This window comes from Kineococcus rhizosphaerae (assembly GCF_003002055.1).
In the GTDB taxonomy this organism is placed as follows: Bacteria; Actinomycetota; Actinomycetes; order Actinomycetales; family Kineococcaceae; genus Kineococcus; species Kineococcus rhizosphaerae.
The window spans coordinates 358800-383179 of sequence record NZ_PVZF01000002.1 but is presented as its reverse complement, the minus strand read 5'-3'; the positions used below and the strand labels follow the sequence as shown (position 1 = coordinate 383179).

Annotated in this window: 26 protein-coding genes and 1 pseudogene; 10 read left to right on the top strand and 17 right to left on the bottom strand. The window is 74.7% G+C overall.

Features of this window, described 5'->3' with window-relative positions; genetic code table 11:
- The first annotated feature begins 79 nt into the window (after positions 1 to 79).
- A complete protein-coding gene (ppgK, locus tag CLV37_RS06035) occupies positions 80 to 877 on the top strand; it encodes a polyphosphate--glucose phosphotransferase (protein ID WP_106208121.1) in 798 nt (265 codons plus the stop codon).
- Positions 878 to 979: 102 nt separating this feature from the next.
- A complete protein-coding gene (locus tag CLV37_RS06030) occupies positions 980 to 1972 on the top strand; it encodes a TIGR03560 family F420-dependent LLM class oxidoreductase (RefSeq protein WP_106208587.1) in 993 nt (330 codons plus the stop codon).
- 19 nt (positions 1973 to 1991) lie between these two features.
- Here CLV37_RS06030 and CLV37_RS06025 read toward each other — a convergent pair whose 3' ends face one another.
- On the bottom strand, positions 1992 to 2726 hold the full coding sequence (locus tag CLV37_RS06025) for a DUF4328 domain-containing protein (protein WP_170127074.1): 735 nt from the start codon (positions 2724 to 2726) through the stop codon (positions 1992 to 1994).
- 149 nt (positions 2727 to 2875) lie between these two features.
- On the opposite strand from CLV37_RS06025, the gene CLV37_RS06020 reads away from it, so the two are divergent.
- The 4 genes and pseudogenes from CLV37_RS06020 to CLV37_RS06005 all read left to right on the top strand — a co-directional run bounded on the left by CLV37_RS06020 (position 2876) and on the right by CLV37_RS06005 (position 5263).
- Complete coding sequence (locus CLV37_RS06020; RefSeq protein WP_106208117.1) at positions 2876 to 3424, top strand: DUF6083 domain-containing protein; 549 nt, start codon at positions 2876 to 2878, stop codon at positions 3422 to 3424.
- 140 nt (positions 3425 to 3564) lie between these two features.
- A pseudogene (locus tag CLV37_RS29195) lies at positions 3565 to 3864 on the top strand (LLM class flavin-dependent oxidoreductase); the annotation flags it as partial.
- 139 nt (positions 3865 to 4003) lie between these two features.
- Positions 4004 to 4318 (top strand): LLM class oxidoreductase, encoded by a 315-nt coding sequence (locus CLV37_RS06010; protein ID WP_106208115.1) that lies wholly within the window; start codon positions 4004 to 4006, stop codon positions 4316 to 4318.
- A gap of 102 nt (positions 4319 to 4420) precedes the next feature.
- Positions 4421 to 5263, top strand: coding sequence for a histidinol-phosphatase HisJ family protein (locus CLV37_RS06005; protein WP_106208113.1), 843 nt, complete (start codon positions 4421 to 4423; stop codon positions 5261 to 5263).
- A 4-nt stretch (positions 5264 to 5267) separates the two neighbouring features.
- On the opposite strand, the gene mutM is transcribed toward CLV37_RS06005, so the two are convergent.
- The 11 genes from mutM to CLV37_RS05945 form a co-directional block, all read right to left on the bottom strand.
- Positions 5268 to 6194 (bottom strand): bifunctional DNA-formamidopyrimidine glycosylase/DNA-(apurinic or apyrimidinic site) lyase, encoded by a 927-nt coding sequence (gene mutM, locus CLV37_RS06000; protein ID WP_106208111.1) that lies wholly within the window; start codon positions 6192 to 6194, stop codon positions 5268 to 5270.
- Positions 6195 to 6204: 10 nt separating this feature from the next.
- On the bottom strand, positions 6205 to 6879 hold the full coding sequence (rnc, locus tag CLV37_RS05995; RefSeq protein ID WP_245885270.1) for a ribonuclease III: 675 nt from the start codon (positions 6877 to 6879) through the stop codon (positions 6205 to 6207).
- Between the two features lie 76 nt (positions 6880 to 6955).
- Positions 6956 to 7159: a 50S ribosomal protein L32 gene (gene rpmF / locus CLV37_RS05990; protein ID WP_106208109.1), complete on the bottom strand. Its 204-nt coding sequence runs from the start codon at positions 7157 to 7159 to the stop codon at positions 6956 to 6958.
- Positions 7160 to 7161: 2 nt separating this feature from the next.
- Positions 7162 to 7755, bottom strand: a complete 594-nt coding sequence (locus CLV37_RS05985) for a YceD family protein (protein ID WP_245885269.1) — start codon at positions 7753 to 7755, stop codon at positions 7162 to 7164.
- Between the two features lie 124 nt (positions 7756 to 7879).
- Complete coding sequence (locus CLV37_RS05980; protein WP_146149312.1) at positions 7880 to 8428, bottom strand: F0F1 ATP synthase subunit B family protein; 549 nt, start codon at positions 8426 to 8428, stop codon at positions 7880 to 7882.
- Positions 8429 to 8466: 38 nt separating this feature from the next.
- A complete protein-coding gene (gene coaD / locus CLV37_RS05970) occupies positions 8467 to 8982 on the bottom strand; it encodes a pantetheine-phosphate adenylyltransferase (RefSeq protein WP_245885268.1) in 516 nt (171 codons plus the stop codon).
- Between the two features lie 10 nt (positions 8983 to 8992).
- Positions 8993 to 9568 (bottom strand): 16S rRNA (guanine(966)-N(2))-methyltransferase RsmD, encoded by a 576-nt coding sequence (rsmD, locus tag CLV37_RS05965; protein WP_106208100.1) that lies wholly within the window; start codon positions 9566 to 9568, stop codon positions 8993 to 8995.
- Between the two features lie 10 nt (positions 9569 to 9578).
- Positions 9579 to 11216: a DUF6297 family protein gene (locus CLV37_RS05960; RefSeq protein WP_106208098.1), complete on the bottom strand. Its 1638-nt coding sequence runs from the start codon at positions 11214 to 11216 to the stop codon at positions 9579 to 9581.
- Complete coding sequence (locus CLV37_RS05955; protein ID WP_106208096.1) at positions 11213 to 11938, bottom strand: ABC transporter ATP-binding protein; 726 nt, start codon at positions 11936 to 11938, stop codon at positions 11213 to 11215. Before CLV37_RS05955 ends, CLV37_RS05960 begins: the two co-directional genes overlap by 4 nt.
- A 10-nt stretch (positions 11939 to 11948) precedes the next feature.
- Positions 11949 to 14201 carry an ATP-dependent DNA helicase RecG gene (locus CLV37_RS05950; protein ID WP_106208094.1) on the bottom strand — a complete coding sequence of 751 codons (2253 nt, stop codon included), beginning with the start codon at positions 14199 to 14201 and terminating at the stop codon, positions 11949 to 11951.
- Between the two features lie 23 nt (positions 14202 to 14224).
- On the bottom strand, positions 14225 to 15226 hold the full coding sequence (locus tag CLV37_RS05945) for a GGDEF domain-containing protein (protein WP_106208092.1): 1002 nt from the start codon (positions 15224 to 15226) through the stop codon (positions 14225 to 14227).
- 307 nt (positions 15227 to 15533) lie between these two features.
- On the opposite strand from CLV37_RS05945, the gene rpmB reads away from it, so the two are divergent.
- Positions 15534 to 15719, top strand: a complete 186-nt coding sequence (gene rpmB, locus CLV37_RS05940) for a 50S ribosomal protein L28 (RefSeq protein ID WP_106208090.1) — start codon at positions 15534 to 15536, stop codon at positions 15717 to 15719.
- A gap of 90 nt (positions 15720 to 15809) precedes the next feature.
- Here the strand turns inward: rpmB and CLV37_RS05935 are convergent, their stop codons facing one another.
- A complete protein-coding gene (locus tag CLV37_RS05935; protein ID WP_245885267.1) occupies positions 15810 to 16751 on the bottom strand; it encodes a thiamine-phosphate kinase in 942 nt (313 codons plus the stop codon).
- Positions 16752 to 16796: 45 nt separating this feature from the next.
- Here CLV37_RS05935 and CLV37_RS05930 point away from each other — a divergent pair, with 45 nt between their 5' ends.
- Positions 16797 to 17303, top strand: coding sequence for a DUF3515 family protein (locus tag CLV37_RS05930; RefSeq protein WP_106208088.1), 507 nt, complete (start codon positions 16797 to 16799; stop codon positions 17301 to 17303).
- A gap of 3 nt (positions 17304 to 17306) precedes the next feature.
- On the opposite strand, the gene CLV37_RS05925 is transcribed toward CLV37_RS05930, so the two are convergent.
- A complete protein-coding gene (locus tag CLV37_RS05925; protein ID WP_106208086.1) occupies positions 17307 to 18422 on the bottom strand; it encodes a D-alanine--D-alanine ligase family protein in 1116 nt (371 codons plus the stop codon).
- Between the two features lie 38 nt (positions 18423 to 18460).
- On the opposite strand from CLV37_RS05925, the gene CLV37_RS05920 reads away from it, so the two are divergent.
- Positions 18461 to 19636, top strand: coding sequence for a trans-sulfuration enzyme family protein (locus CLV37_RS05920; protein WP_106208084.1), 1176 nt, complete (start codon positions 18461 to 18463; stop codon positions 19634 to 19636).
- Between the two features lie 124 nt (positions 19637 to 19760).
- On the top strand, positions 19761 to 21290 hold the full coding sequence (locus CLV37_RS05915) for a UDP-N-acetylglucosamine 1-carboxyvinyltransferase (protein WP_170127100.1): 1530 nt from the start codon (positions 19761 to 19763) through the stop codon (positions 21288 to 21290).
- A gap of 129 nt (positions 21291 to 21419) precedes the next feature.
- Here the strand turns inward: CLV37_RS05915 and CLV37_RS05910 are convergent, their stop codons facing one another.
- The 3 genes from CLV37_RS05910 to leuC all read right to left on the bottom strand — a co-directional run bounded on the left by CLV37_RS05910 (position 21420) and on the right by leuC (position 24344).
- Entirely contained in the window at positions 21420 to 21950 is a 531-nt protein-coding gene (locus CLV37_RS05910) for an HU family DNA-binding protein (protein ID WP_106208080.1), read from the bottom strand.
- Positions 21951 to 22288: 338 nt separating this feature from the next.
- Positions 22289 to 22894 carry a 3-isopropylmalate dehydratase small subunit gene (gene leuD, locus CLV37_RS05905; RefSeq protein ID WP_106208078.1) on the bottom strand — a complete coding sequence of 202 codons (606 nt, stop codon included), beginning with the start codon at positions 22892 to 22894 and terminating at the stop codon, positions 22289 to 22291.
- Between the two features lie 25 nt (positions 22895 to 22919).
- Positions 22920 to 24344 carry a 3-isopropylmalate dehydratase large subunit gene (gene leuC, locus CLV37_RS05900; RefSeq protein WP_106208076.1) on the bottom strand — a complete coding sequence of 475 codons (1425 nt, stop codon included), beginning with the start codon at positions 24342 to 24344 and terminating at the stop codon, positions 22920 to 22922.
- Positions 24345 to 24380 lie beyond the last annotated feature (36 nt).

Here is a 24380-nt window from a genome sequence, read left to right as displayed (position 1 = left end):
CGGCCGAGGCGGGGACACGGACCGTCGCCGGGAGCGTCGCCGGGTGCGGTGCCGTCCACGCGCCCTAAGCTCAGTCGCCGTGACCACTGCAGCCGACGCCTCGCAGCCCCCCGCCCTCCGGTACGCCCTCGGCGTCGACATCGGCGGTTCCGGCATCAAGTCCGCGCCCGTCGACCTCGCCGCCGGGGAGTTCGCCGCCGACCGGGTCCGCCTGGAGACCCCGCAGCCGTCCACCCCGGCGGCCGTGGCCCCCGTGGTCGCCCAGACGCTGGCGGACCTGGCCCACGTCGACGGGCTCGCCGACGACGCCCCCGTGGGCATCACGTTCCCCGCCGTCATCCAGCACGGCATCGCGCGCAGCGCCGCGAACGTCGACGAGTCCTGGATCGGGACCGACGCCGGCACGCTGTTCTCCGAGACCCTGGGCCGCAAGGTGCTCGTGGTCAACGACGCCGACGCGGCCGGGTACGCCGAGGTGCGGTTCGGGGCGGGCAAGGGCGTGCGCGGCGTGGTCCTGGTGACGACGCTGGGCACCGGGATCGGCAGCGCGTTGTTCGTCGACGGCACGCTCGTGCCGAACACCGAGCTGGGGCACCTGGAGATCGACGGGCACGACGCGGAGAAGAAGGCCGCCGACTCCGCGCGCGAGCGCCACGACCTGTCGTGGTCGCAGTGGGCCAAGCGCCTGCAGCGCTACTACTCCCACGTCGAGGACCTGCTGTGGCCGGACCTGATCGTCGTCGGGGGCGGGGTGAGCAAGAAGCACGAGAAGTTCCTCCCGCTGCTCGACCTGCGCACCCCGATCGTCCCGGCGCAGCTGCGCAACGACGCGGGGATCATCGGGGCGGCCTGCCTGGCGGCGAGCGTGGTGGACTGAGGACGTAAGGCTGGGAGCGTTCCCTGACAACGTTGGAACGGCTCCTTCCGGTGGTGGCCCGGGCGCACTAGGGTCGCGGACATGACTGACGCGACGCCGCGGCTGAAGTTCGGACTCTTCGTGCCGCAGGGCTGGAAGCACGACCTGGTGGACGTGGACCCGGTCGACCACTGGACGGTGATGAACGGCCTGGCGCAGCGCGCCGACGCCGGGGACGTGTGGGACTCGATCTGGGTCTTCGACCACTTCCACACCGTCCCCGAACCCACCGACCAGGCCACCCACGAGGCCTGGAGCCTCATGGCCGCCTTCGCCGCCTCCACGCGACGCATCCGGCTGGGGCAGATGTGCACCTGCCTGAGCTACCGCAACCCCGCCTACCTCGCGAAGGTCGCCACGACCGTCGACGTCGTCTCCGGCGGGCGCATCAACATGGGCATCGGCGCGGGCTGGTACGAGCACGAGTGGCGGGCCTACGGCTACGGGTTCCCCGGCGCCGGGGAACGCCTGGCCCGCCTCGACGAGGGCGTGCAGATCTTCCGCCAGCTGTGGCAGGACGGGATCTCCACGTTCGAGGGCAAGCACTACCAGACCGCCGGGGCGATCAACCGGCCGCTGCCCGTGCAGGAGGGCGGGATCCCGCTGTGGATCGCCGGCGGCGGGGAGCGCAAGACGCTGCTGACGGCCGCGAAGTACGCCGACTACACGAACTTCGACGGCACCCTGGAGACCTTCACCCACAAGTCCTCGGTGCTGGAGAAGCACTGCCAGGACGTCGGCCGCGACTTCGCCTCGATCACCCGGTCCGCGGACTACAACGTCGCGATCGGGCGGGACGAGAAGGAGGTCGCCGACCGCGTCGCCGCGCGGCGGGCCGTCCTGGAACGGCACGTGAGCGCCGAGGCGACCGAGCGCGAGGTCGCCGGGCTGAGCTCCAGCCTCGCCGCCGGGACGCCCGAGCAGATCGTCGAGAACCTCAAACCCCTGCTCGACGCCGGACTGGGGTACGCGAACTTCTACTTCCCCGAGATCTCCACGGACACCTCGGGGCTGGAACTGTTCGAACGCGAGGTCGTGCCCGCCCTGCTGGGCTGAGCCGGGGCGCAGGACGGCGTCAGCGCACGCCGTCCTGCGCCTGGGCCACCGTGCGCAGGACGGTGCGGAAGAAGGGGATCCCCGCGGCCCACACCAGCGCGGACAGCAACCCCAGGGCGTCGGCGGCCCCACCGGCCCCTTCCACCGACAGCCGGAACGCAGCACCCCCCAGGAGCATCCCGGCGACCCAGAACCCCCACCAGAGCCCGATCCTGGGGTCGGCCCCGCGCAGGGCCCCGCCCCGGGAAGCGGTCCACACGTCCTGGACGACCTGGCGGGGGACGAACAACCAGGCGATCGGCACGATCCAGCCGAACCACGCCCACGCCGCGGCCCGGCGGTGCGGGAACCCGGGGGCCAGACGCGCGGCGTTGCGCCGGGCGCGGCTCGTCCACAGCGCCACGACGATCCAGTTCGCCAGCAACCCGCCGAGGTAGGCCAGGAGCCCGAGCAGGCTCACCAGGCCCGCGAGCAGGGAGTCGTCCCCGCCGAACTCCGCGAGCGCCGACAGGACGTCACCGGCGGAGACCACGACGGCCAGGACGACCGCGGCCCGGCCGAGACCGCCGAGGGGTTCGAGGTCCACGCGGTGCGGTACCGCCGTGCCCGCCGTTCCCGCCGTGCCCCAGACTCCGGGCGGCGGGGGGACCGTGCCGAACTCCCCCGCGGCGGGGGCGAAGAACGGCACGTCGCCGGCGGGGCGGCGGGGTCCCCGGCCCGGGAACTGCGGGGTCGGGAACTGCTGGCCGGTCACGGACGTCCTCCAGGGTGCGGGTGCAGGTTCTCTGTGAACACTCTGCGTGACCGGGCCGGAGGGCAGGGGCGGTTCCCGTCCCCTTCCACCCGGACGGCGCAGACCGTCCCCCCTGCCGGACGCCACCGCGCGCACGGCATGCTGGTCCCGTGGGTGGGGTCGCGGTGTGCGCGTTCTGCGGTGCGGACGACGAGGACGCGGGGGTGCAGGTCAGCGAACGTCTCGGGGTCGCCGTCGCGGTGTGCGCGGCGTGCCGGGAACGGTTCGCCGCCCGACCCGCCCCGCGCCCGGTCCCGGTCGACGAACCCGTGGAGGGGTTGCCGCCCACCCTCGGCCAGCAGTCCTCGGTCGTGCTGGACCACGTGCGGCGGATGCAGCGCCTGGCCGCCGAACGGCCCTACGTCGAGGAGGACTGCCCGCACTGCGGCCACCTCGTCCACCGCTACCCCGGGCCGGACGGCGGCACCGTCGCGCTGGCCAAGGAACCGGTCCTGGCCGCCGGGGTCCCCGACGACGCGCGCTGGCGGGTCCGCGACGGCCGGGCGCTGCCCGCCCCCGACGACGACCCCGACGACGAGGACTCCGTCGGGGCGCGCGTGCAGCACGCCGTCGTGTGCCCGGCGAACCCGGCCCCGGCCAACCCGCGGTTGTCCCGGTTGTGGCACGCGCACCTCGAACCGCCGCCCGCCGACTGGTAGCGGGCTCCTGGCGCGCCCACCCCCTCCGCTCCTACGCTGCCCGCGTGCACCTCGGGGTCGCCTCGACGCTGCTGGACGGCCGCACCCGCCCGGACGTCCTCGCCCGCCTGGCCGAGGAACGGGGGTTCGAGTCGTTCTGGATGGGTGAGCACACGCACCTGCCGGTGGGGGCCCGCGACGACGAGGGGGAACCGCACCCCGACGACACCGCCCGGATGCTCGACCCGTTCGTCGGGCTCACGGCCGCGGCGACGGCCACGACGACGCTGCGGGTGGGGTTCGGTGTCTGCCTGGTCGCGCAACGGGACCCGATCGTCACGGCGAAGGCCGTCGCGACCCTCGACGTCCTGTCCGGGGGCCGGGTCGAGTTCGGGGTCGGCGCCGGCTGGATCCGCGAGCAGATGCAGACCCACGGCACCGCCCCGGGGGACCGGATGCGCACCAGCCTCGAACGGACGCAGGCGATCCGCGAGATCTGGACCCACGACGTGGCCGAGTTCCTCCCCCGGCGCCAGGGCGCCGGGAGGTGCCCCCAGCGCCTCCACGGACTTCGGCCCGCTGAAGTCCTGGCCCAAACCCGTGCAGCGGCCCCACCCGCCGATCCTCGTCGGCGGCGACGGCCCCAGCGCGGAGGACCGGGTGATCGCCCTGGACGCGCAGTGGATGCCGGTCCCCGAGGCCCCGGGACTGCTGGGGCGGTGGCGCCGGTCGTGCGAGCGCGCCGGGCGTCAGGTGCCGCTGACCATCGGGGCCGCCCCGGCGGATGCCGCGGTCCTCGCCGGGTTCCGGGACGCGGGCGTGCACCGGTGCGTCGTCTGGCTGGACCACGACGCCGACGGCCCGGACCCCGAGGAGGCCCTGGACCGCCTGGTCCGGGTGCGCGACCGGCTCTGACCGGGTCGGGGTCCTGGTCCGCCTCCCGTGCCCGCCGTACGGTGAGCCCGTGGTCACCGTCGCTCACCCGCCCCACCCCGCGAGCAGCCCGGCAGGGCACCGGTGAGCCTGCCCGCCGACGACCACGTCCACTCCCGCTTCTCCTGGGACGCGTTCGCCGGGGACATGGAGGGGACCTGCCGGCGCGCGGTCGACCTCGGCCTGCCGGCGGTCTCCTTCACGGAGCACGTCGACTTCGAGGCGTGGTCGGCGCCGCCGGGCGGGTGGCGGTGGCCCGAGGGGGTCCGCGGCACGATCGACGGGCACGGCCGGTTCCTCGGGGCACCGCTGGAGGTCGAGGCGTACGTCGCCGAGGTCGCGCGCTGCCGCGACCTGTTCCCCGCCCTGACGATCCGCACCGGCATCGAGCTCGACGCGGGCCACCGGTACCCGCAGGAGGTCGCCGACCTCCTGCGGACGGGTTTCGACCGGGTCGTCGGGTCGGTGCACGCCCTGGCGGACCTGGCCGACCCGGGGCAGTTCCTCGAGGTGAGTTCGGCGTTCGCCCAGCGCACGGCCGTGGACGTGGTCCTGGCCTACCTGGAGCAGGTGCGCGAGATGGTGGCCTCCGACGTGCGCTTCGAGGTGCTGGGCCACGTCGACTACCCGCTGCGGCACTGGCCCGCCGGGCTCGAGGTCCCGTGGCCGGAGCTGGAGGAACCGTTGCGGCACACCCTGTCCGTGCTCGCCGCCTCAGGGCGGGCGCTGGAGGTGAACACGTCCCTGCCGCTGGACCTGCGCATCGTCCGGTGGTGGTGCGAGGCCGGGGGCGACGCCGTCGCGTTCGGCAGCGACGCCCACAGCCCGGGTGAGCTCGGTCAGCGCTTCCGCGAGGTCGCGCGGGCCGTGGAGTCCGCGGGTTTCCGTCCCGCCGACGACCCCACGGCGCTGTGGGGCCGGGCCTGAGGCCTCACCAGTGGGCGGCGCGCGGCACCGGCTGGCACCCGGGGCAGGAGAACGAGCTGCGGTTCATGAAGGCGTCGCGCCGCACGAGCGAGCCGCACCGCGGGCAGGGCCGGCCGACCTGGCCGTAGACCGCCAGCGACCGGTCGAAGTACCCCGAGGCGCCGTTGACGTTGACGTACAGCGAGTCGAAGCTCGTCCCGCCCGCCGCCAGGGCCGCCGTCATGACCTCGCGCAGCCCGGCCAGCACCGCGGCGGCCTGGGCGCGGGTCAGGGACCTCGTGGGCCGGGCGTAGTGCAGCTTCGCGCGCCACAGGGACTCGTCGGCGTAGATGTTGCCCACCCCGGAGACCAGCGTCTGGTCCAGCAGCGCCCGCTTGAGGCCCGTGGTGCGCGAGCGCACCCGCCGGAAGAAGGCCTCGTCGTCGAAGGCCGGGTCGAGGGGGTCGCGGGCGATGTGCGCGACCGGGGCGGGCACGAACCGCGACCACGACGCGTCGGCGGACTCCCCCGCCCCGCCGAGCCCGCCGTCACCGGTCCCGACGAGGGGGACCACAGCGATCCCGCCGAACGTGCGCTGGTCGACGAAGCGCAGGTCCTCGCGGTCGTCGTCGAACTCCCAGAGCGCCCGCAGGTGCTTCTCGTGGGGGGCGTCGGCGGCCTCGACGAGCAGCTGCCCGCTCATGCCGAGGTGGACGACCAGCGCGTCGGCGGCGTACCCGTCGGCCGCGGCCAGCGGCATCCACAGGTACTTCCCGCGCCGGACGGCGTCGGCCACGACGAGGCCCTCGGTGCGCGCGACGGCGTCGGCGGGGCCCTCGACGTGGCGGCGGGTCACCCGCGGGTGCAGGAACCGGGCCGAGGAGACCGTCCGGCCCACGACCCAGCGGGCCACGCCGCGGCGGACGACCTCGACCTCGGGCAGTTCGGGCACGACCGGCCCCTCAGGAGGAGGCGCGGACGGCGGCCGCGGCGGTGGCCGCGCGCAGCGCCTCGACGGCGGCCGAGGCGGCCTTCTGCTCGGCCTCCTTCTTGCTGCGCCCCTCACCGTGCCCGAGGGCCGTGCCCCCCACGACGGCGTCCGCCGTGAAGCTCTTGGCGTGGTCGGGCCCGGACTCGGTGATCGCGTAGGAGGGCACCCCGAGGTTCTCCGACGCCGTGAGCTCCTGCAACGCCGTCTTCCAGTCCGTCCCGGCGCCGAGGCGTTCGGAGGACTCCATCAGCGGCGAGGTCAGGCGCAGCACGAAGTCGCGGGTCTCGTCCATGCCGACGGACAGGAAGGACGCGCCGATGACGGCTTCCATGGTGTCGGCCAGGATCGAGCTCTTGTCCCGCCCGCCCGTGCCGAGCTCGCCCTTGCCCAGGCGCACGTACTCACCGAGCTCGAGCTCACGGGCGATGTCCGCCAGCGCGCGGGAGTTCACGACAGCGGCCCGCAGCTTGGCGAGCCGGCCCTCGGAAACGTCCGCGAACCGCGTGTACAGCTCGTGCGTCACGACGAGGCCCAGGACGGAGTCCCCCAGGAACTCCAGACGTTCGTTGGTCGGCAGCCCGCCGTGCTCGTAGGCGTAGGAGCGGTGCGTGAGCGCGAGGACCAGCAGCTCGGCCTCGATCTGCACACCCAGAGCAGCAGTCAGCCGGGCGACGTCGCGGACGTCGCCCGGCGTGACGGCGGGAGTCTGCTGAGCGGTCAGCTCAGAGGTCCTTGACCTTGCGGCCCTTGTACTCCAGGTACAGCGGGGTGCCGGCGGAGTCGGTGACCACGCGGGCGGTGTGCGGGCGCGAGTAGGCGACCTGGCCACGGACGGTGCTGCGGACCAGCGTCTCCTCGGACGCCTTCCACTGCGAACGGCGGGCGCGCGTGTTGCTGCGGGACATCTTCCGCTTCGGGACGGCCACGATCAGCTCTTCTCTCTGGTTCCGGACGGGGAGTCGTCACTGCTGTCGAGCAGGGACTGCAAGGCGGACCACCGCGGGTCCGCCGGTTCTTCGGAGACGGGCGCCGGTTCGGACACCCCGATCTCGTAGTCCTGCTGGCAGGGGCCGTCGCACTCGGGCTGGAACGGCAGCTCCAGCACGATCGCGTCCCGCACGGCGGGTTCGAGGTCGACGAGTTCGCCCGGGGCGACCTCACGGATCTCGTCCTCGTCGTCGGCCACCTCGACCGGCGTCTTGCCGGGGTAGGCGAACAGCTCCTGCACGTCGACCTCGATCGGCTGCGTCACCTCGGTGAGGCACCGGACGCACTCCCCGACGGCGGTGCCGCGGACGGTGCCGGAGACGAGCACACCCTCCATGACGGCTTCCAGGCGCAGGTCGAGCTCGAGGTCGCTGCCCTCGGGGACGCCGATGACGGCGATCCCCAGGTCGGCGGGGGCGGGGACGGTGCGCTGCAGGGTGCGCATCGTGCCCGGACGGTGGCCGAGCTCGTGCGTGGACAGCACGAGCGGCGCGTTCGGGTCGAGGTGACCCTCCGGCAGCTGCCTCTTGCTCACGTCCACACCCTTCGCACGGCCTTCGACACACCACACGGCCCCGCCGCTGGTGGAGGTGTTCCCACGTGCGCCGAGGCCGTCCCCCAGCGTAACCGAGGGTGCGGCCTGCGACCCAATCGTGGGCTCAGGACCCGCCGGTCGTCTCGGTCGCGGCCGAGGCCGCCGTCGCCCCGGAGTGCTCGCCGGCCGCCGCAGCGGCCTCGGGAGCGGGCTCGGCGACGGGCTCGGCGTCGCGCACCTTCAGCCGGTCGCGGCCGCGGGCGGCCTGCTGCTTGAGCCGGTCCAGCTCGTCCTCGAAGTCCGACAGCTTGCGGTCCACCCAGGCGTCGGCGTCCACGCGCAGCCGCTTGGCCTCCTCGCGGGCCGTGGCCACGATGTGGTCGGCCCGTTCGCGCGAGGCGCGGGTCACGGCCTGGGCGTCGACGAGCTCCTCGGCCCGCACCCGCGCCTCGGTCAGCACCTTCTCGGCCTCCAGGCGCGCGGCCTCGAGGACCTCGTCGCGCTGGGCGAGCACGTCACCGGCCTGCTGCACCTCGGCGGGCAGCAGCCGCCGGACGTCGCCGACCAGGGCGAGCAGCTGCTCGCGGTCGACCATCACCGACGACGACAACGGGACGCCCCGCGCACCCGACACGAGCGCGGCGAGCTCGCCGAGCTTCTCGTGCACCTCCACAGCAACTGCCTCCCGTGAGTCCTGGTCCGGTCCCGTTCTCAGCCCGGACCGGACCCATCCTCCCCCAGCCGCACCGCCAGGGCTGCACGCACCGCCGCGGGGACCAGGCCCGACACGTCACCGCCGTGGCGGGCGACCTCCTTCACCAGCGAGCTCGAGACGTGCTCGAAGCGCGGGTCCCCGACGAGGAACACCGTCTCGACGTCGGCCAGGTGCCGGTTCATCAGCGCCATCGGCAACTCGTAGGCGTAGTCCGTACCGCCCCGCAGGCCCTTGACCACGACGGAGGTGCCCAGGCGCCGGCAGTGGTCGACGAGCAGGCCGCCGGCGAACTCCTCCACGACGACGCGCCCGGCCCGCGGGTCCCCGGAGTCGGCCAGCGCCCGGCGCAGGAGGTCGACGCGCTCGGCGCCGGTGAACAGCCCCCGCTTGCCCGGGTTGACCGCGACCCCGGCGTGGACGACCTCGAAGATCGCGGCCGCCCGCAGCAGCACGTCGAGGTGCCCCAGCGTGACGGGGTCGAAACTGCCCGGGCACACGCACGCTCCGCTCACGCGCGGAACGCTACCCACCGGTCCGCCCGCCGAGGCGGGCCACCCAGACCGAGGTCTCCCCGTACCGGCGCTCGCGCACGTCGTCGACGCCGTCCGGCCAGCGCGGCTCGGGCGTGCGCGAGGACCGTTCGACGACGACGGTCGCACCCGGGGCCAGCAGGGGCGCGAGGGTCGCCAGGACCGCGGCCACGTCGTCGGAGTCCACGGCGTACGGCGGGTCGACGAAGACCAGGTCCCAGCCCCCCTCGACGACGGCCGCGGCCGAGGCGAGGAACCGCTCGACCCGCTCGGGCGCGACGCGCACCCCCGCCAGCCCGACCGCGGTCGCGTTGGCCCGGGCCGTGGCCGCCGCCGCCCGCGCGGCCTCGACGAGGACGACCCGCTGCGCGCCGCGGCTGGCGGCCTCCAGCCCGAGCGCCCCGGACCCGGCGTACAGGTCCAGCACCCGCGCGCCGTCGACCGCGCCCGCCGCCTCGAGGGCGGAGAAGACGGCCTCGCGGACCCGGTCGCTGGTGGGGCGGGTGGTCTCCCCCGGCGGCACCTTCAACCGGCGTCCCCCGGCCGTGCCCGCGACGATCCGTGTCACTCGAAACCCTTCAGGAGATCTTGCGCGCCCGGTGCGCGGCGTAGGCCCAGCCGATGCCCACGGCGGCGGCCGAGGCCAGCAACTGTCCCAGCACCAGCCAGTCGAACGCACCGCGCGCCAGGACGGCCAGCAGGACCGGCACGCTCACGAGGACGGCGAGGTCGGGCCCGGTCGTGGTCGCGGCGGCCGCCCCGGGGGGCAGCGACCCCATGGCCGTGGCGATGACGGGCGCGGACAGGTCCGGGTCGGGCCGCACGGCCCCGCGCAGCGCGGCGGCGGCGAACCCGGGCCCGGCCAGCGCCCCCAGCAGCGCCCAGGTCCACCAGGACGACCCGATCGACTCCCCGTGCAGCAGACCGGAGGTCGTCACCGCCAGCGGGTACGCGAGCGCACCCCACAGCGCCGACAGCACCGCGACGGGGATCCAGCGCACGATGACGACGGTCGACGCGGCGATGGGCAGGGTCCGCGCCGCGGCCGGCACGAGGGCCAGGCCGCGGGCCGGTTCGGACAGCGTCGTGGCCGCGGCGTACCCGGCGAGCCAGAGCAGCAGCGCGGCCACGGCCCGGTGCGCGGACGTGCCCGCCGCCAGCACGAACGGCACGAGCGCGAGGACCCCGGCCGTCACCAGCCGGCGCGGCTGGCGGCGCAGGAGCGTGACGTCGGCCGCGACGATCGCCGCGACGGGCCCGTGCACGCGCGGGAAGCGCCGACGGCGGGCGACCCGGCCGTCGGAGTCGGCCGACAGGGCCCGGCCCATCTCGCGGACGTCGAACTGCAGGACCGAGGACGTCAGCCGCTCCAGCCGGGAGGCGCCGCGCCGCAACGAGGGCGAGGGGACGTCGCCCGCCCGCCGGGCCGTGGGCCGCGCCAGCAGGACCAGCCCCACGAGGGCCCCCAGGCCCACGACGAGAGCGGGGACGAGCACCTGCCGGGGCTGCACGGCGTCCAGGGAGATCCCGACGACGGCGCTGGCGGCCAGCGCCACGACGAGCGCGACCCCGACCGCGTCGAGGACCCGGCTCGCGCGCAGCAGGGCGGGCACCCCCGCCCCGACCGCGGGGCGCACGACGAGCAGGAACCCGAGCCCGGCCAGCCCGGCCCCGACGGCGAACCCGCCGAGCAGACCGCCGGCGACCAGGGCCCCGGACAGCTGCCCCGCGACCCCGAAGGCCACGGACGTCGCCCAGGCGCTGAACAGCCCGCCCGCCAGCGCCGAGCCCAGCGCCCGGTTGCGCACCACGGGCCGCAGGAGCCGGCCACGGTCGACGGGCAGCGGGGTCCACCAGGTCGTGGGGGCGGTGCCCAGGGAGACCGGGCCCAGGCGGCACCAGACGGCCAGGCCGAAGGCGGTGAAGGCCAGGGACAGCCCGACGGCGGTCAGGACGGCGGAGGTCTGCGCGACCCAGCCGGGGCCGTTCCCGCTCGTGGACAGCCCGGCCCGCAGCGCGTTGCGCAGGCCCGCGCTGCCGCCCAGGAGCAGCAGGAACGCGATGCCGACCTGCAGCAGGGTCGTGTAGGTGTCGACGAACGTGGCCCGCAGACCGCGGGCCGCCTTCGACGGGGCGGCCTCGTCGAGCAGTTCCCGCCGGGTCGGGTAGGGCTGGTCGGCGAGGGGGCCGACGAGGTCAGTGGGGCGCTCGCTCACCGGACGGGGTCGCTGACGATGCGCGCGGCTTCCTCGGCGTCCACGACGCGGCACTGCGTGTCGTCGATCACGACCGCGCGGGTGGCCAGCCGGCGCAGCAGGACGACGTCGTGGGTGGCCAGGACGAGGGCGGTCCCCGCGTCGCGCTCGGCGACGAGGCGCTCGGCCAGGGCCTCGCGGCCGGTGGGGTCCAGGCGCTGCTCGGGTTCGTCCAGCAGCAGGACCGAGCGGGGCCGCACGAGGGCGGCGGCCAGCAGGAGTCGGCGCTTCTGCCCGCTGGACAGGGAGGTGGGGAGCTGGTCGACGGCGTCGGTGAGCCGTTGGGCCTCCAGCTCGGCGTCGACGACCTCGACGACGTCGCGCACGCCGTGCCCGCGGGCGACGAGCTCGAGGTGCTCGGCGACGGACAGCTCGGCGAACCAGGCGTCCTCGTCGAAGACGCAGGCCACCTCCTGGCGGAACCGGACGGAGCGTTCGTCGACGGCCTGCCCGTGCAGCTCGACCGTGCCGCCCAGCGGCTCCAGGAGCCCGGCGACGGCGCGCAGGACGGTGGACTTGCCCGCGCCGTTGGCCCCGACGAGGCACAGGGCCTCGCCGCGGGCGACGTCGACGGTGACGGGGGCGCAGACGGGTTCGCCGTAGCCGACCCGCAGGTCCTTCAGGGCCAGGACGACGTCGCGCTTGGCCTTCTGCCCGGGTCTCCTGCTGCTCTTGGTGCTCATGCCCGTCCGTTCACGCTCGTCCGAGGAAGGCTTCGGTGTCGCCCGTGACGCGGGCCGAGACCGCGGCGGCCAGCGCGGGGTGACCGGCCAGGTCGGGGTCGGCCTCCACGAGGCGCCGGGCCCGGTGGCGGGCCCGTTCGATGATCTCGCTGTGCTGCAGCACGCCGAGCAGCTGCAGGGAGGTGCGCTGCCCGGACTGCGCCGAGCCGAGGACGTCGCCCTCGCGGCGTTCGAGCAGGTCGAGGCGGGCCAGCTCGAACCCGTCGCGGGTGCGGGCCAGGGCGGCCAGGCGGCGCCCGGCGCGCGAGCCCTCGGTGGTCCCGGACAGCAGCAGGCAGGTCCCGGGCAGGCCGCCGCGGCCGATGCGCCCGCGCAGCTGGTGCAGCTGGGAGATGCCGAACCGGTCGGCGTCGACGACGACCATGACGCTGGCGTTGGGCACGTCGACGCCGACCTCGACGACGGTGGTGGCGACGACGACGTCGAGCTCACCGACGGCGAAGCGGGACATGACGTCGTCCTTGTCGGCCGGGGCGAGCCGGCCGTGCAGGACGTCGATGCGCAGCCCCGAGGTGGCGGGGTGCTGGCGCACGACCTCGACGACCTGGGAGACGGCCGCGGCGGGGCGGGGCTTGGGCCGCCCGCCCTTGGGGGTGGCCGGTTCCTCCTCCGGCGGCGCCTCCTCGGTCCCGTCGGCCACCTCGTCGTCGTCGGTGTCGATGCGCGCGCAGACGACGTAGGCCTGCCGTCCGAGGGCGGCCTCCTCGGCGATCTTGTGCCACGTCCGGTCGACCCAGGCGGGGCGGTCCACGGGCACCACGACGGTCTGGACCTCGGCGCGCCCGGGCGGCAGTTCGGACAGGACCGACGTCTCCAGGTCCCCGAACAGGGTCATGGCGACGGTCCGCGGGATCGGGGTGGCCGTCATCACCAGCAGGTGCGGGATGCCGTTGCCCTTGCGCCGCAGCACGTCCCGTTGCTCGACGCCGAACCGGTGCTGCTCGTCCACGACGACGAGCCCGAGATCGGCGAACTGCACGCCCTCCTGCAGCAGGGCGTGGGTGCCGATGACGACGCCGGCCTCCCCGCTCGCCGCGGCCAGCAGCGCCTCGCGGCGGGCCGCCGCGCCCATCGAGCCCGTCAGCAGCACGACCCGGGTGCCGCGGGGGTCCCCGCCGAGCAGCCCCCCGCCGGCGAGGTCGCCGAGCATCGCGGTGATCGAGCGCAGGTGCTGGGCGGCGAGGACCTCGGTGGGCGCCAGCAGCGCGGCCTGGCCCCCGCCGTCGACGACGGTGAGCATGGCCCGCAGCGCCACGAGCGTCTTGCCCGAGCCGACATCGCCCTGCAGGAGCCGCTGCATGGGGTGGGGGCGGGCGAGCTCGGCGGCGATCTCCTCCCCGACCGCGCGCTGCGACCCGGTCAGGGGGAAGGGCAGCCGTTCGTCGAAGGCGGCCGAGATGCCGTCGGCGCTCGCCTTGCGCGCGATGGCCTGCTGGGTGGCGGTGGAGGCCCGGCGCAGCGCCAGGGCGGTCTGCAGGACGAAGGCCTCCTCGAAGCGCAGCCGCTGCTGCCCGGCCTCCAGCTCGGCGCGGTTCAGCGGGTGGTGCACCTGGCGCAGCGCGTCCAGGGGCGCGGGCAGCCCCTCGGCGGCGACGACGTCGGTGGGCAGGAACTCCTCCAGCCCCTGCGCCGAGGACCCGAGCAGGTCCAGCAGGGCCGCGACGCTGTCGCGGACCAGCCAGTTGGGGCAGTCCTTCGTCGCCGGGTACAGCGGGATCGGCCGGTCGACGGCCGTGGCGGCCGCCACGCCCTGGGCGGGGTCGTCCAGGAGCTCGTAGTCGGGCTTGGCCAGCTGCCACCTGCCGTTGAACTGCCCGGCCTTGCCGGAGGCCAGCACCAGGCGCCCCTCCTCCAGCGCGTCCTGATGCGGTTTGAACTGCCACGGCTTGGCCATGAAGAAGGTCATGGTGATCTCGTCGTGGCCGTCGGTGAGCGTGACCGTCATCCGCGACCCGGACCTCTGCCGCAGGAACTGCGGTTCGGCGACCGCGACGACCTCGGCCAGGATCGTGACGTTCTCGTCCACGACGAGGTCGCGGATGGGGGTCAGGGCCCCGCGGTCGGCGTACTTGCGCGGCAGGTGCCACAGGAGGTCCCGGCCCGTCTCCAGGCCCAGGTTGGCGAGCCACTTCGCCGGGTCGGACTTCTTGCCGCCGCCCGTCGCGGGCAGCAGGCTGGACAGCGGGGCGTCCAGGTCAACCACCCCGGCAGGCTACCCGCCGGGCCCTACCGGACGGCCTCGGCCACGCGGTCGCGTCCACCGCGCTTGGCCTCGTAGAGCGCGGCGTCGGCGCGCTCGACGAGGCCGCGCGCCGGCTCGTGCGCCCCGGCGCGGGCGAGCCCGACGCTGACGGACAGCGGGCGCGCGGGCTCGGCCGGCACGTGGGAACGCCGCACGGCGGCGTGGAAGCGGTCGGCGACGCCCCGCAGGTCCCGGTCCGTCCCCCCGTCGGCGCCGGGGTCGGCGACCAGCACGACGGCGAACTCGTCCCCGCCCACGCGGGCCACGACGTCCTGCTCGCGGCAGGCGGCGCGCAGCTCGGCGGCCACCGCGCGCAGGACGGCGTCGCCCACGGGGTGGCCGTGGGTGTCGTTGACCTCCTTGAAGCGGTCGACGTCGACGAGCAGCAGTCCCGCGGCCGTCCCGTCCGCCAGGTGCCCGGCCAGGGCGCGGTCGAAGGCCCCCCGCGCCAGGAGCCCGGTCAGCGCGTCCTGCTCGGCCTCGGCGCGCAGCCTCGCCGTGAGCCGCTCCTGCCGTTCGCCCGCCGTCGTGAGCAGGGCGGTGACCAGGCCGAACGTCGCGAGGTGGGCCGGGGTGTCGCGCAGGACGCCGGCGAGGCCCTCCTCGACGCCGAGCAGCACGGCGTCGCCGACGACGGCTTGCAGCGTCAGCAGCCACGCCCCCCGGGGACGCAGGTGGAACGCGGCGAACAGCGCGGGCCACCCCAGGCAGATCTGGGCGCCGAAGGAGGCGTCCCGCGTCCACAGGCACAGCAGCAGCATCGTGGCCCCGCAGACCAGCCCGAGGACCACCGGGGCGATCGCCGGCGCCCGGTGGGCCCGCAGCAGCAGGACGAGCCCGCCGCAGGCCACGACGACGACGGCGCCGAGGATCGCGGCCCAGCCTCCGGGCCGGGTCCCCACCGTCTGCGGGGACAGCAGGCCGTTGACGACGGCGTAGGCGCTGCCGATCGTCGTCATGAGCCCGATGACCCGGGCGGCGGCCACGCGGTCGCGGGCACCCCAGCGGCTGCCGCCCGGTGCGGGGGCCCGGTGCCCGGCGTGCGGGTGCGCCCGGCGGGCAGCGCAACGGGGGCCGCGCCGGCCCCGGGACCGCGCGGCCGGCGGCGTTGCGCTCCCCGACGGCACACCGGTGCATCGGGGCCGGTGGGCCAGCGCTTGACGACACGCGCCCGGGCGGGCGCCGGTTTCACCCGGGCGGCCGTCCTCGGCTATGGTGTTCGACGGTGTCCGGAAGGCCGGCACCTGCGCGTCCCGTCGGGGCCGCACGATCGTTCGACTTCAGGAGTTCCCCGTGGCTGCCACCTGTGACGTCTGCGCCAAGGGCCCTGGCTTCGGCAAGAGCGTCTCGCACTCGCACCGGCGGACCAACCGCATGTGGCTCCCGAACATCCAGCGGGTCAAGGCCACCGTGAACGGTTCTCCCAAGCGCCTCAACGTGTGCACCTCCTGCCTGAAGGCGGGCAAGGTCACGCGCTGACCCCCTTCCAGATCGACTGAGGGCCGGATCCTGCGGGATCCGGCCCTTCGTCGTTCCCGGGCTCCGTCGCGAACCGGGTCGTGGTCCACCTCAGCGCGCGAAGTGGTCCCAGCCGGCCGGGCCGGTCCAGGCCCGCCCGTCGACGAGCACCGGGTCCGCTCCGCGCGGCCCGACGCGCCCGACGACGACGAAGGGTCCGGGCAGCACCGCGTCGGGCGGGAAGCAGGCCAGCAGCGCGTGGTCCTCACCGCCGGTCAGCACGAACGCGGGGTCCCCGAGCTCGGTGATCCACTCCCCCAGCGCCCCCGACGTGGTCAGCTCCAGGCACACCCCGCTGGCCCGCGCGATCCGGCCCGCGTCCCGCACGAGGCCGTCGCTGACGTCCATGAGCGCGCTGGCCCCCGCGTCGGCGGCGGCGGGTCCGGCGGCGACGGGCGGGCGGGGCCGGCGGTGCGCGTCCAGCAGGTCGGCCGGGCCGTCGGGCACGCCGCGCAGGAACAGGTCGAGCCCGGCCGCGGACCGCCCCAGCCGTCCGGCGACGGCCACGACGTGCCCCGGGCGGGCTCCCGAGCGCAGGACGGGGGCGCGGCCGGCGAGGTCGCCCAGCGCCGTGACGGCGACGACGACCTCGGAGGCGGCGGACAGGTCCCCGCCCACGACGACGGCGCCGAACTCGCGGCAGGCGGCCGCGACCCCGGCGGCGAAGTCCTCCACCCAGGCGACCTCGAGGTCGACCGGCATCCCGAGGCCGATGAGCAGCCCCGAGCACCGGGCCCCCATGGCGGCGACGTCGGCGACGTTCTGCGCCACGGCCTTCCAGCCGACGTCGGCCCCGGTGGACCAGTCGCGCCGGAAGTCGCGCAGTTCGACCAGGACGTCCGTGGTCGCCACGACGCGCCCGTCGGGGGCCGCCACCAGCGCCGCGTCGTCCCCGGGCCCGAGGAGGGCCTGCGTGGGCATGAGCGGCACCACCCGGGCCAGGAGGTCGGTCTCGTCCAGGTCGCCGACCCGCAGGGTGTCACCGTCGCGCAAACCCTCGTCCTCCCGTCACAGCCGAGACGGGCACACTACGGGGCGATGCCCGCCCAGCCCGCACCCCCCGCCCGCCCCGCGCACCGGCTCGTGGTGGCCCTCGTGGTCGTCGCCGTGGCCGCCGCGGCCGTGTGGGCCTACGTCGCGAACTCGCGCGGGGTCGAGGCCGCCGCCGACGCCGACGACCCCGCCTGCGCGCCGCTGCTGGCCGCGCTGCCGCAGACGCTCGCGGGCCTGGGCCGCACCCCGCAGGGAGCCGCGGGCGTCGCCGTCTGGGGCGAGGACCAGGTCGTCCTGCGCTGCGGCGCACTGGTCCTGGGGCCGACGACGAAGGCGTGCATCCCCGTCGGCCCCGACGCCGGGCCCAGCGTGGACTGGGTGCAGGACGCGGAGAACGAGCGCGCCGTGCGGTTCCTGACCTACGGCCGGACCCCGGCGGTGGAGGTCACCGTCCGGTTCGGCGACGGGATCACCAGCGACCAGGCGACGTCGCAGCTCGTCGACCTCGCGGCGCCGGTCTCGCGGATCCGCCAGACCCGCACCTGCCTCTGACGCCTAGCGCAACCCCGTCGGGCGGCGCAGCGCGAGCTGCAGCAGGTGGTCGACGAGCTGGGGGTAGTCCACGCCCGTCGCCGCCCACATCCGCGGGTACATCGAGAACGGGGTGAACCCCGGCATGGTGTTGATCTCGTTGACGACGATCCCGTCCTCGCCCCGCGAGGGGTCGACGAACAGGTCGACGCGGGCCAGGCCCTCGGCACCCATGGCCTCGAAGACCCGCACCGCGGTGCGCCGCACGGCGGCGGTGATCTCGGCGGGCAGGTCCGCCGGGCAGGACAGCCGCACGTTGGCGGAGTCGAGGTACTTGGCCTCGAAGTCGTAGAAGTCGTGGCCGCCGACGACCTCGATCTCCCCGGGCAGGCTGGTCAGCGGTTCCCCGCCGTCGAGGTCCTCCAGGACGCCGCACTCGATCTCGCGCCCGGCCAGCGCGGCCTCGACGACGACCTTGGGGTCGTGCGCGACCGCCTCGGCCACCGCGGCCTCCAGGCCGTCGCGGCCGGTGACGCGGCTGATGCCGATGCTGGACCCGGCGCGCGCGGGCTTGACGAACACCGGGTACCCGAGGGCCTCGACCTCGGCGACGACCGCGTCGCGGTCGGTGTCCCAGCGCCTGGCCCGGAACGACGTCCACGGCCCGACGGGCAGCCCCTGACCGGCCAGCAGGAGCTTCATGACCTGCTTGTCCATGCCGGCGGCCGAGGCCAGCACCCCCGAGCCCACGTACCGGGTGTCGGACAGCTCCAGCAGGCCCTGCAGGGTGCCGTCCTCGCCGAACGGGCCGTGCAGCAGCGGCAGCACGACGTCGACGGGCCCGCCGAGGGCCTCGCCGGAGACGCTCTGCAGCGCCTTCGACTCCACGTCCTGCGCCAGCGCGACCGAGGGCCCGGCCGCGGGGACCTCGGGCAGCTTGCCGTCGGCGAGCTGGAACAGGGCGGGGTCGTCGTCGACGAGCACCCACCGGCCGCTGGTCGTGATGCCGATCGGCACGACGTCGTAGACGTCGCGGTCCAGGGCCGCGAGGACCCCGGCGGCGGTCACGCAGCTGATGGCGTGCTCGGAGGACCGTCCACCGAAGACGACGGCGACGCGGGGCTTGGGCTGGCTGCTCATCGGCGCCGACCATACCCGTGGTGTGGTTGGGTTCCCCCGTGCCCGAGAACGTGTCCCCCACCCCGCTGTCCCCCAACACCGTCGCGGTCGTCTCCGGACGACCGGCCCGCGCGCTGGACAGCGAGCTCAACACCCCCGTGTCCCTGTCGGCGACGTACGTCGGCGGCGGTTCCCTCGGCGCGGCCGACCTGGGCTACGGCCGGTTCGGGAACCCGACGTGGGCCGCGCTGGAGACGGCGATCGGCGAACTGGAGGGCGGGCGCGCGCTGACCTTCGCCTCCGGCATGGCCGCCGTGGCCGCCGCGCTGCACCTGGTGCCCGCCGACGGCACGGTCCTGGTCCCGCACGGCGCCTACAACGGCACGCACTCCCTCACGGGCCTGCTGGCGGCCCAGGGACGGCTGAGCGTGCAGCCGGTCGACATCACCGACGTCGACGCCGTGCGCACCGCCCTGGGGTCCGTGCAGAGCCCCGTCGTGCTGTGGCTGGAGTCCCCGACGAACCCGCTGCTGGAGGTCGCCGACCTCGCGGCCCTGGCCGCCGCGGGCCACGAGCGCGGCGCCGTCGTCGTGGTGGACAACACCTTCGCCACCCCGCTGCTGCAGCGGCCGCTGGACCTGGGCGCCGACGTCGTCGTGCACTCGGTGACGAAGTTCCTCTCGGGCCACTCCGACGTCGTCCTGGGCGCGGTCGTGGCGCGCGACGAGCAGCTCCTGACCGCCCTGGCGGCGCACCGGACGCTGCACGGGGCGATCCCCGGGCCCCTGGAGGCGTTCCTGGCCCTGCGCGGGCTGCGCACGCTGCCGCTGCGCCTGGAACGGGCGCAGGCCAACGCCGCCGACCTGGCCCGCCGCCTGCAGGACCACCCGGCGGTGACGCGGGTGCGCCACCCCTCGCTGCCCGCCGACCCCGGTCACGCGCTGGCGAAGGAGCAGATGCTCGGCTTCGGGGCGCTGGTCTCCATCGAGGTCGCCGGTGGGGCGGCGGGGGCCGACGCGGTCGTCGACGCGGTGCGGTTGTGGGTCCCGGCGACCAGCCTGGGTGGGGTGGAGTCGCTCGTCGAGCGCCGCCGCCGGCACGCGGGCGAGCCGCACGTCGTGCCCGTGGACCTGCTGCGGCTGTCGGTGGGCGTGGAGGACGTCGAGGACCTGTGGCGGGACCTGAGCGCGGCGCTCGACGCGGCGCTGGACGCGGCTCGGGACACGCGGGGCTGAGCCCCGGGGAACAGACCGGGCGTGTGACACGCTGCAAGCGTGTGACACGCCCGGTGCGGGTCCTTGACAGGCTCTATCTCATCCATGAGATAACGTGGCCCCCATGGCAGTCTCCACCGAGCAGATGACGCAGACCGGCGACCACCTGTCGCAGATCGGCGCCCTCATCCGTGACGCCCGCAAGCACCGGGGCCTGACCCAGGTCCAGCTCGCGGAGCGCCTGGGCACGTCCCAGAGCGCCGTGCACCGCATGGAGCAGGGCCAGCAGAACGTCTCCATCGACATGCTGCAGCGGGTCGGGCACGCCCTGCAGGACGACATCGTCTCCATCGGCCGGCCCGGGCCCACCCACCTGCGCGTGCACGGCGGCGTGAAGCTGTCCGGCAGCATCGCGGTGAAGTCCAGCAAGAACGCCGGCGTCGCCCTGCTGTGCGCCGCCCTGCTGAACAAGGGCCGCACGACGCTGCGCGGGGTCGCGCGCATCCTCGAGATCCACCGCATCCTCGACGTGCTGGCCAGCATCGGCGTGAAGTACCAGTGGATCAACGAGGCCGACCTCGTCCTCGACGTCCCCAACGACCTCGACCTGGACGCGATGGACGGCGAGACCGCCCGCCGCACCCGCTCGATCATCATGATGCTCGGGCCGCTGCTGCACCGGTACGAGGAGTTCGCCCTCCCCTACGCCGGCGGCTGCGACCTCGGCACCCGCACGGTCGAACCGCACATGGTCGCCCTGCGCCCCTTCGGGTTGCAGGTCACGGCGACCACCGGCTTCTACCACGCGAGCGTCGACCGCTCCGTCACCCCGCAGCGCCCGATCGTCCTGACCGAGCGCGGGGACACGGTCACCGAGAACGCGCTCATGGCCGCGGCGCGCATGGACGGCGTGACGACGATCCGCAACGCCAGCCCGAACTACATGGTCCAGGACCTGTGCTTCTTCCTGGAGCTGCTCGGCGTGCGCATCGAGGGGATCGGCACCACCACCCTGGTCGTGCACGGCGTCCCGGACATCTCCGTCGACGTCGAGTACGCCCCCTCGGAGGACCCGGTCGAGGCCATGAGCCTGCTGACCGCCGCGATCATCACGCACTCCGAGCTCACGGTGACCCGCGCGCCCATCGAGTTCCTCGAGATCGAGCTGGCGATCCTGGCGGAGATGGGGCTGGAGTACGACCTGTCGCCGGAGTACACCGCGGCCAACGGCCGGACCCGCCTGGTGGACATCACCGTCCACCCCTCCGAGCTCAAGGCGCCCATCGACAAGATCCACCCGATGCCGTTCCCGGGCCTGAACATCGACAACCTGCCGTTCTTCGCCGTCATCGCGGCGACCGCGGAGGGGTCGACGACGGTCCACGACTGGGTCTACGACAACCGCGCGATCTACCTCACCGAGCTCAACCGGCTCGGGGCCCGCATGAAGCTGCTGGACCCGCACCGCGTGCTCGTGGAGGGCCCGACGCGCTGGTCCGGCGCCGAGGTCGTGTGCCCGCCGGCGCTGCGCCCGGCCGTCGTGGTGCTGCTGGCGATGCTGGCCGCCAAGGGCACCTCGGTGCTGCGCAACGTCGACATCATCGCCCGCGGCTACGAGCAGCTCGCCGAGCGCCTCACCCCGCTCGGCGCGCAGATCGAGACGTTCCGCGACTGACCCGTCCCGGGAAGCACGACAGCGCCGACGCGGCCAGGTGAGTTCCTGGTCGCGTCGGCGCTCTCGTGCGTGCGGGCTGCTCGGTGCGGACACCGGGCCCTGATCAGCCCACGGAGCCGGAGCTCCAGCTCACGCCTTCTTGGCCGCCCGACGGGTGGTCGTCGCGGTCTTGGTGGCCGGAGCGGCCTTCTTCGCCGCCGCGGTCGTGGTGCGGGCCGCCGGGGCGGCCTTCTTCGCAGCGGCCGGCGCGGTCTTCTTCGCAGCGGCGGTGGTGGTGGTGCGGGCCGCCGGGGCGGCCTTCTTGGCCGCCGCGGTCGTGGTGGCCGGGGCCGCGGTGGTGCCCGCCGCACGTTCCTTGGCCGCGGCCTGGTAGGCGCGCAGCGCCTTGGTGTCGGAGACGACCTCCTTGAAGGCCGTGCCCGGGCGGAAGCGCGGGACGGACGTCTTCTTGATCTTGACGGCCTCGCCGGTGCGCGGGTTGCGGCCCGTGCGGGCGTTGCGCGCCTGCTTCTCGAAGGTGCCGAAGCCGCTGATCGCGACCTTGTCACCCTTGGCGACGGTGACGGTGATCAGCTCGACGAAGGCCTCGACGGCGGTGACGGCCTGCTTGCGGCCGCCGAGCTGAGCCTCGAGCGCGTCGACGATCTCTGCCTTGTTCACGGGGGGCTCCTTCTGGGGGACACCGGGCGGCGTGCGTACCGAACATCTCCTCGCGCAACGGGTCGCGCAGGGCCGAGCAGGAGCCCGACGGGGAAACGGTACGACCGGGGATCACCGGAGTCCACCACCGGTGTGGCGGCGAGTCGTTGTGCCGCAGCACACCTCATCTCCGAAAGTTCTCGGCGCCCTGCGCCGCAGGGCCTTCCGCACGGCTCCTGCGGGCGAGGACGCACCGCGCGGGACCACCGCGGGAGTCGTTGCCCCCCAACGGCTCAGGACGCAGAACGGCCCCGGTCCCGCTGTGCTGCAGCGGGTGCCGGGGCCGGGGTCCGGACCGGTCAGGCGGTCGGGGTCAGCGGGGTCGTCGTGGGCTTGAACGACGGCCGGCGGGTCTCGAAGTCGGCGATCGCGTCGGCGTGGCGCAGGGTCAGGCTGATGTCGTCCAGCCCCTCCATGAGCCGCCAGCGCACGTACTCGTCGACCTCGAAGGGGGCGGTGAAGTCGTCGACCTGGACGATCCGCTCGACGAGGTCGACGGTCACCTCGGTGCCCGGGTGCGCTTCCAGCGCCTTCCAGATGAGGTCGATGTCGCTCTGCTCGACGACGGCCGCGAGCAGCCCCTGCTTGCCGGAGTTGCCGCGGAAGATGTCGGCGAACCGCGGTGCGAGGACGGCCTTGAAGCCGTAGTCGCGCAACGCCCAAACGGCGTGCTCACGGCTGGAGCCCGTGCCGAAGTCCTTGCCGGCCACGAGCACGGACCCGGGGCGATAGGGCTCCTGGTTCAGCACGAAGTTCGGGTCGGTGCGCCACCCGGCGAACAGGGCGTCCTCGAAGCCGGTCTTGGTGACCCGCTTGAGGTACACGGCGGGGATGATCTGGTCGGTGTCGACGTCGGTGCGGCGCAACGGGACGCCGACCCCGCGGTGGACGGTGAACTTCTCCACGGTGGTGCTCCTCGCAGTCGTCGGATCAGGCGTTCACGGGGTCGAGGTCGGCCGGGGAACTGAGCGTCCCCCGCACGGCGGTGGCCGCGGCCACCAGGGGCGAGACCAGGTGCGTGCGCCCGCCCTTGCCCTGCCGGCCCTCGAAGTTGCGGTTCGAGGTGGACGCGCAGCGCTCCCCCGGGGCGAGCTGGTCGGGGTTCATGCCCAGGCACATCGAGCACCCCGCGAACCGCCAGTCGGCGCCGAACTCCTTGAAGACCGTGTCCAGACCCTCGGCCTCGGCCTGCAGCCGGACCTTCGCGGAGCCGGGGACGACCATCATGCGGACCGAGTCGGCCTTCTTGCGCCCGCGCACCACGTCGGCGGCGGCGCGCAGGTCCTCGATGCGGCTGTTGGTGCACGAGCCCAGGAACACGGTGTCGACGGCGATGTCGCGCATGGGCGTCCCGCCCTCCAGGCCCATGTACTCCAGGGCGCGCTCGACGCCCTGGCGGACGCCGTCGTCGCCGATGCGGTCGGGGACCGGGACGGAACCGGACAGCGGGACGCCCTGGCCGGGGTTGGTGCCCCAGGTGACGAAGGGTTCGAGCGCGGCGCCGTCGAGGACGACCTCGGCGTCGAACTCGGCGTCCTCGTCGGTCGCCAGGGTCCGCCAGTAGGCCACGGCCGCGTCCCAGTCCTCGCCCTGCGGGGCGTGCGGGCGGCCCTTGAGGTACTCGAAGGTGGTGTCGTCGGGGGCGACCATGCCGGCGCGTGCTCCGGCCTCGATCGACATGTTGCAGATGGTCATCCGGCCCTCCATCGACAGACCCCGGATGGCCTCGCCGCGGTACTCCAGGACGTAGCCCTGGCCGCCGCCGGTGCCGATCTCGGCGATGACGGCCAGGATGATGTCCTTGGCCGTGGTGCCGGGCTTGAGCTGCCCGTCCACCGTGATCGCCATGGTGCGGAAGGGTTTGAGCGGCAGGGTCTGGGTGGCCAGGACGTGCTCGACCTCGCTGGTGCCGATCCCCATGCCCAGGGACCCGAACGCGCCGTGAGTGGAGGTGTGCGAGTCCCCGCACACGACGGTCATGCCGGGCTGGGTCAGCCCCAGCTGCGGGCCGACGACGTGGACGATGCCCTGCTCGGCGTCGCCGAGGGGGTGCAGCCGGACGCCGAACTCGGCGCAGTTGTCGCGCAGCGTCTGCAGCTGCTTGGCGGAGGTCTTGTCCTCCAGCAGGGACAGCGGCCGCTGGATGTCGGCGGTCGGGGTGTTGTGGTCCTCGGTCGCGATGGTGAGGTCGAGGCGCCGGACGGGGCGTCCGGCCATCCGCAGGCCGTCGAAGGCCTGCGGGCTCGTCACCTCGTGGACCAGGTGCAGGTCGATGAAGAGCAGGTCCGGTTCCCCGTCCTCGCCCCGGCGGACGACGTGGTCGTCCCAGACCTTCTGCGCCAGCGTGCGTCCCATGACCGGCTCCCCTCTTGCGTCTCACGGATTGAGACG

Coding starts and splice junctions, on each gene's coding strand:
- CLV37_RS05955 (WP_106208096.1), bottom strand. CDS start 11,938: ATGAGCACCAAGAGCAGCAGGAGACCCGGGCAGAAGGCCAAGCGCGAC.
- CLV37_RS05930 (WP_106208088.1), top strand. CDS start 16,797: ATGCCCGCCCAGCCCGCACCCCCCGCCCGCCCCGCGCACCGGCTCGTG.
- CLV37_RS05925 (WP_106208086.1), bottom strand. CDS start 18,422: ATGAGCAGCCAGCCCAAGCCCCGCGTCGCCGTCGTCTTCGGTGGACGG.
- CLV37_RS05915 (WP_170127100.1), top strand. CDS start 19,761: ATGACGCAGACCGGCGACCACCTGTCGCAGATCGGCGCCCTCATCCGT.
- leuC (WP_106208076.1), bottom strand. CDS start 24,344: ATGGGACGCACGCTGGCGCAGAAGGTCTGGGACGACCACGTCGTCCGC.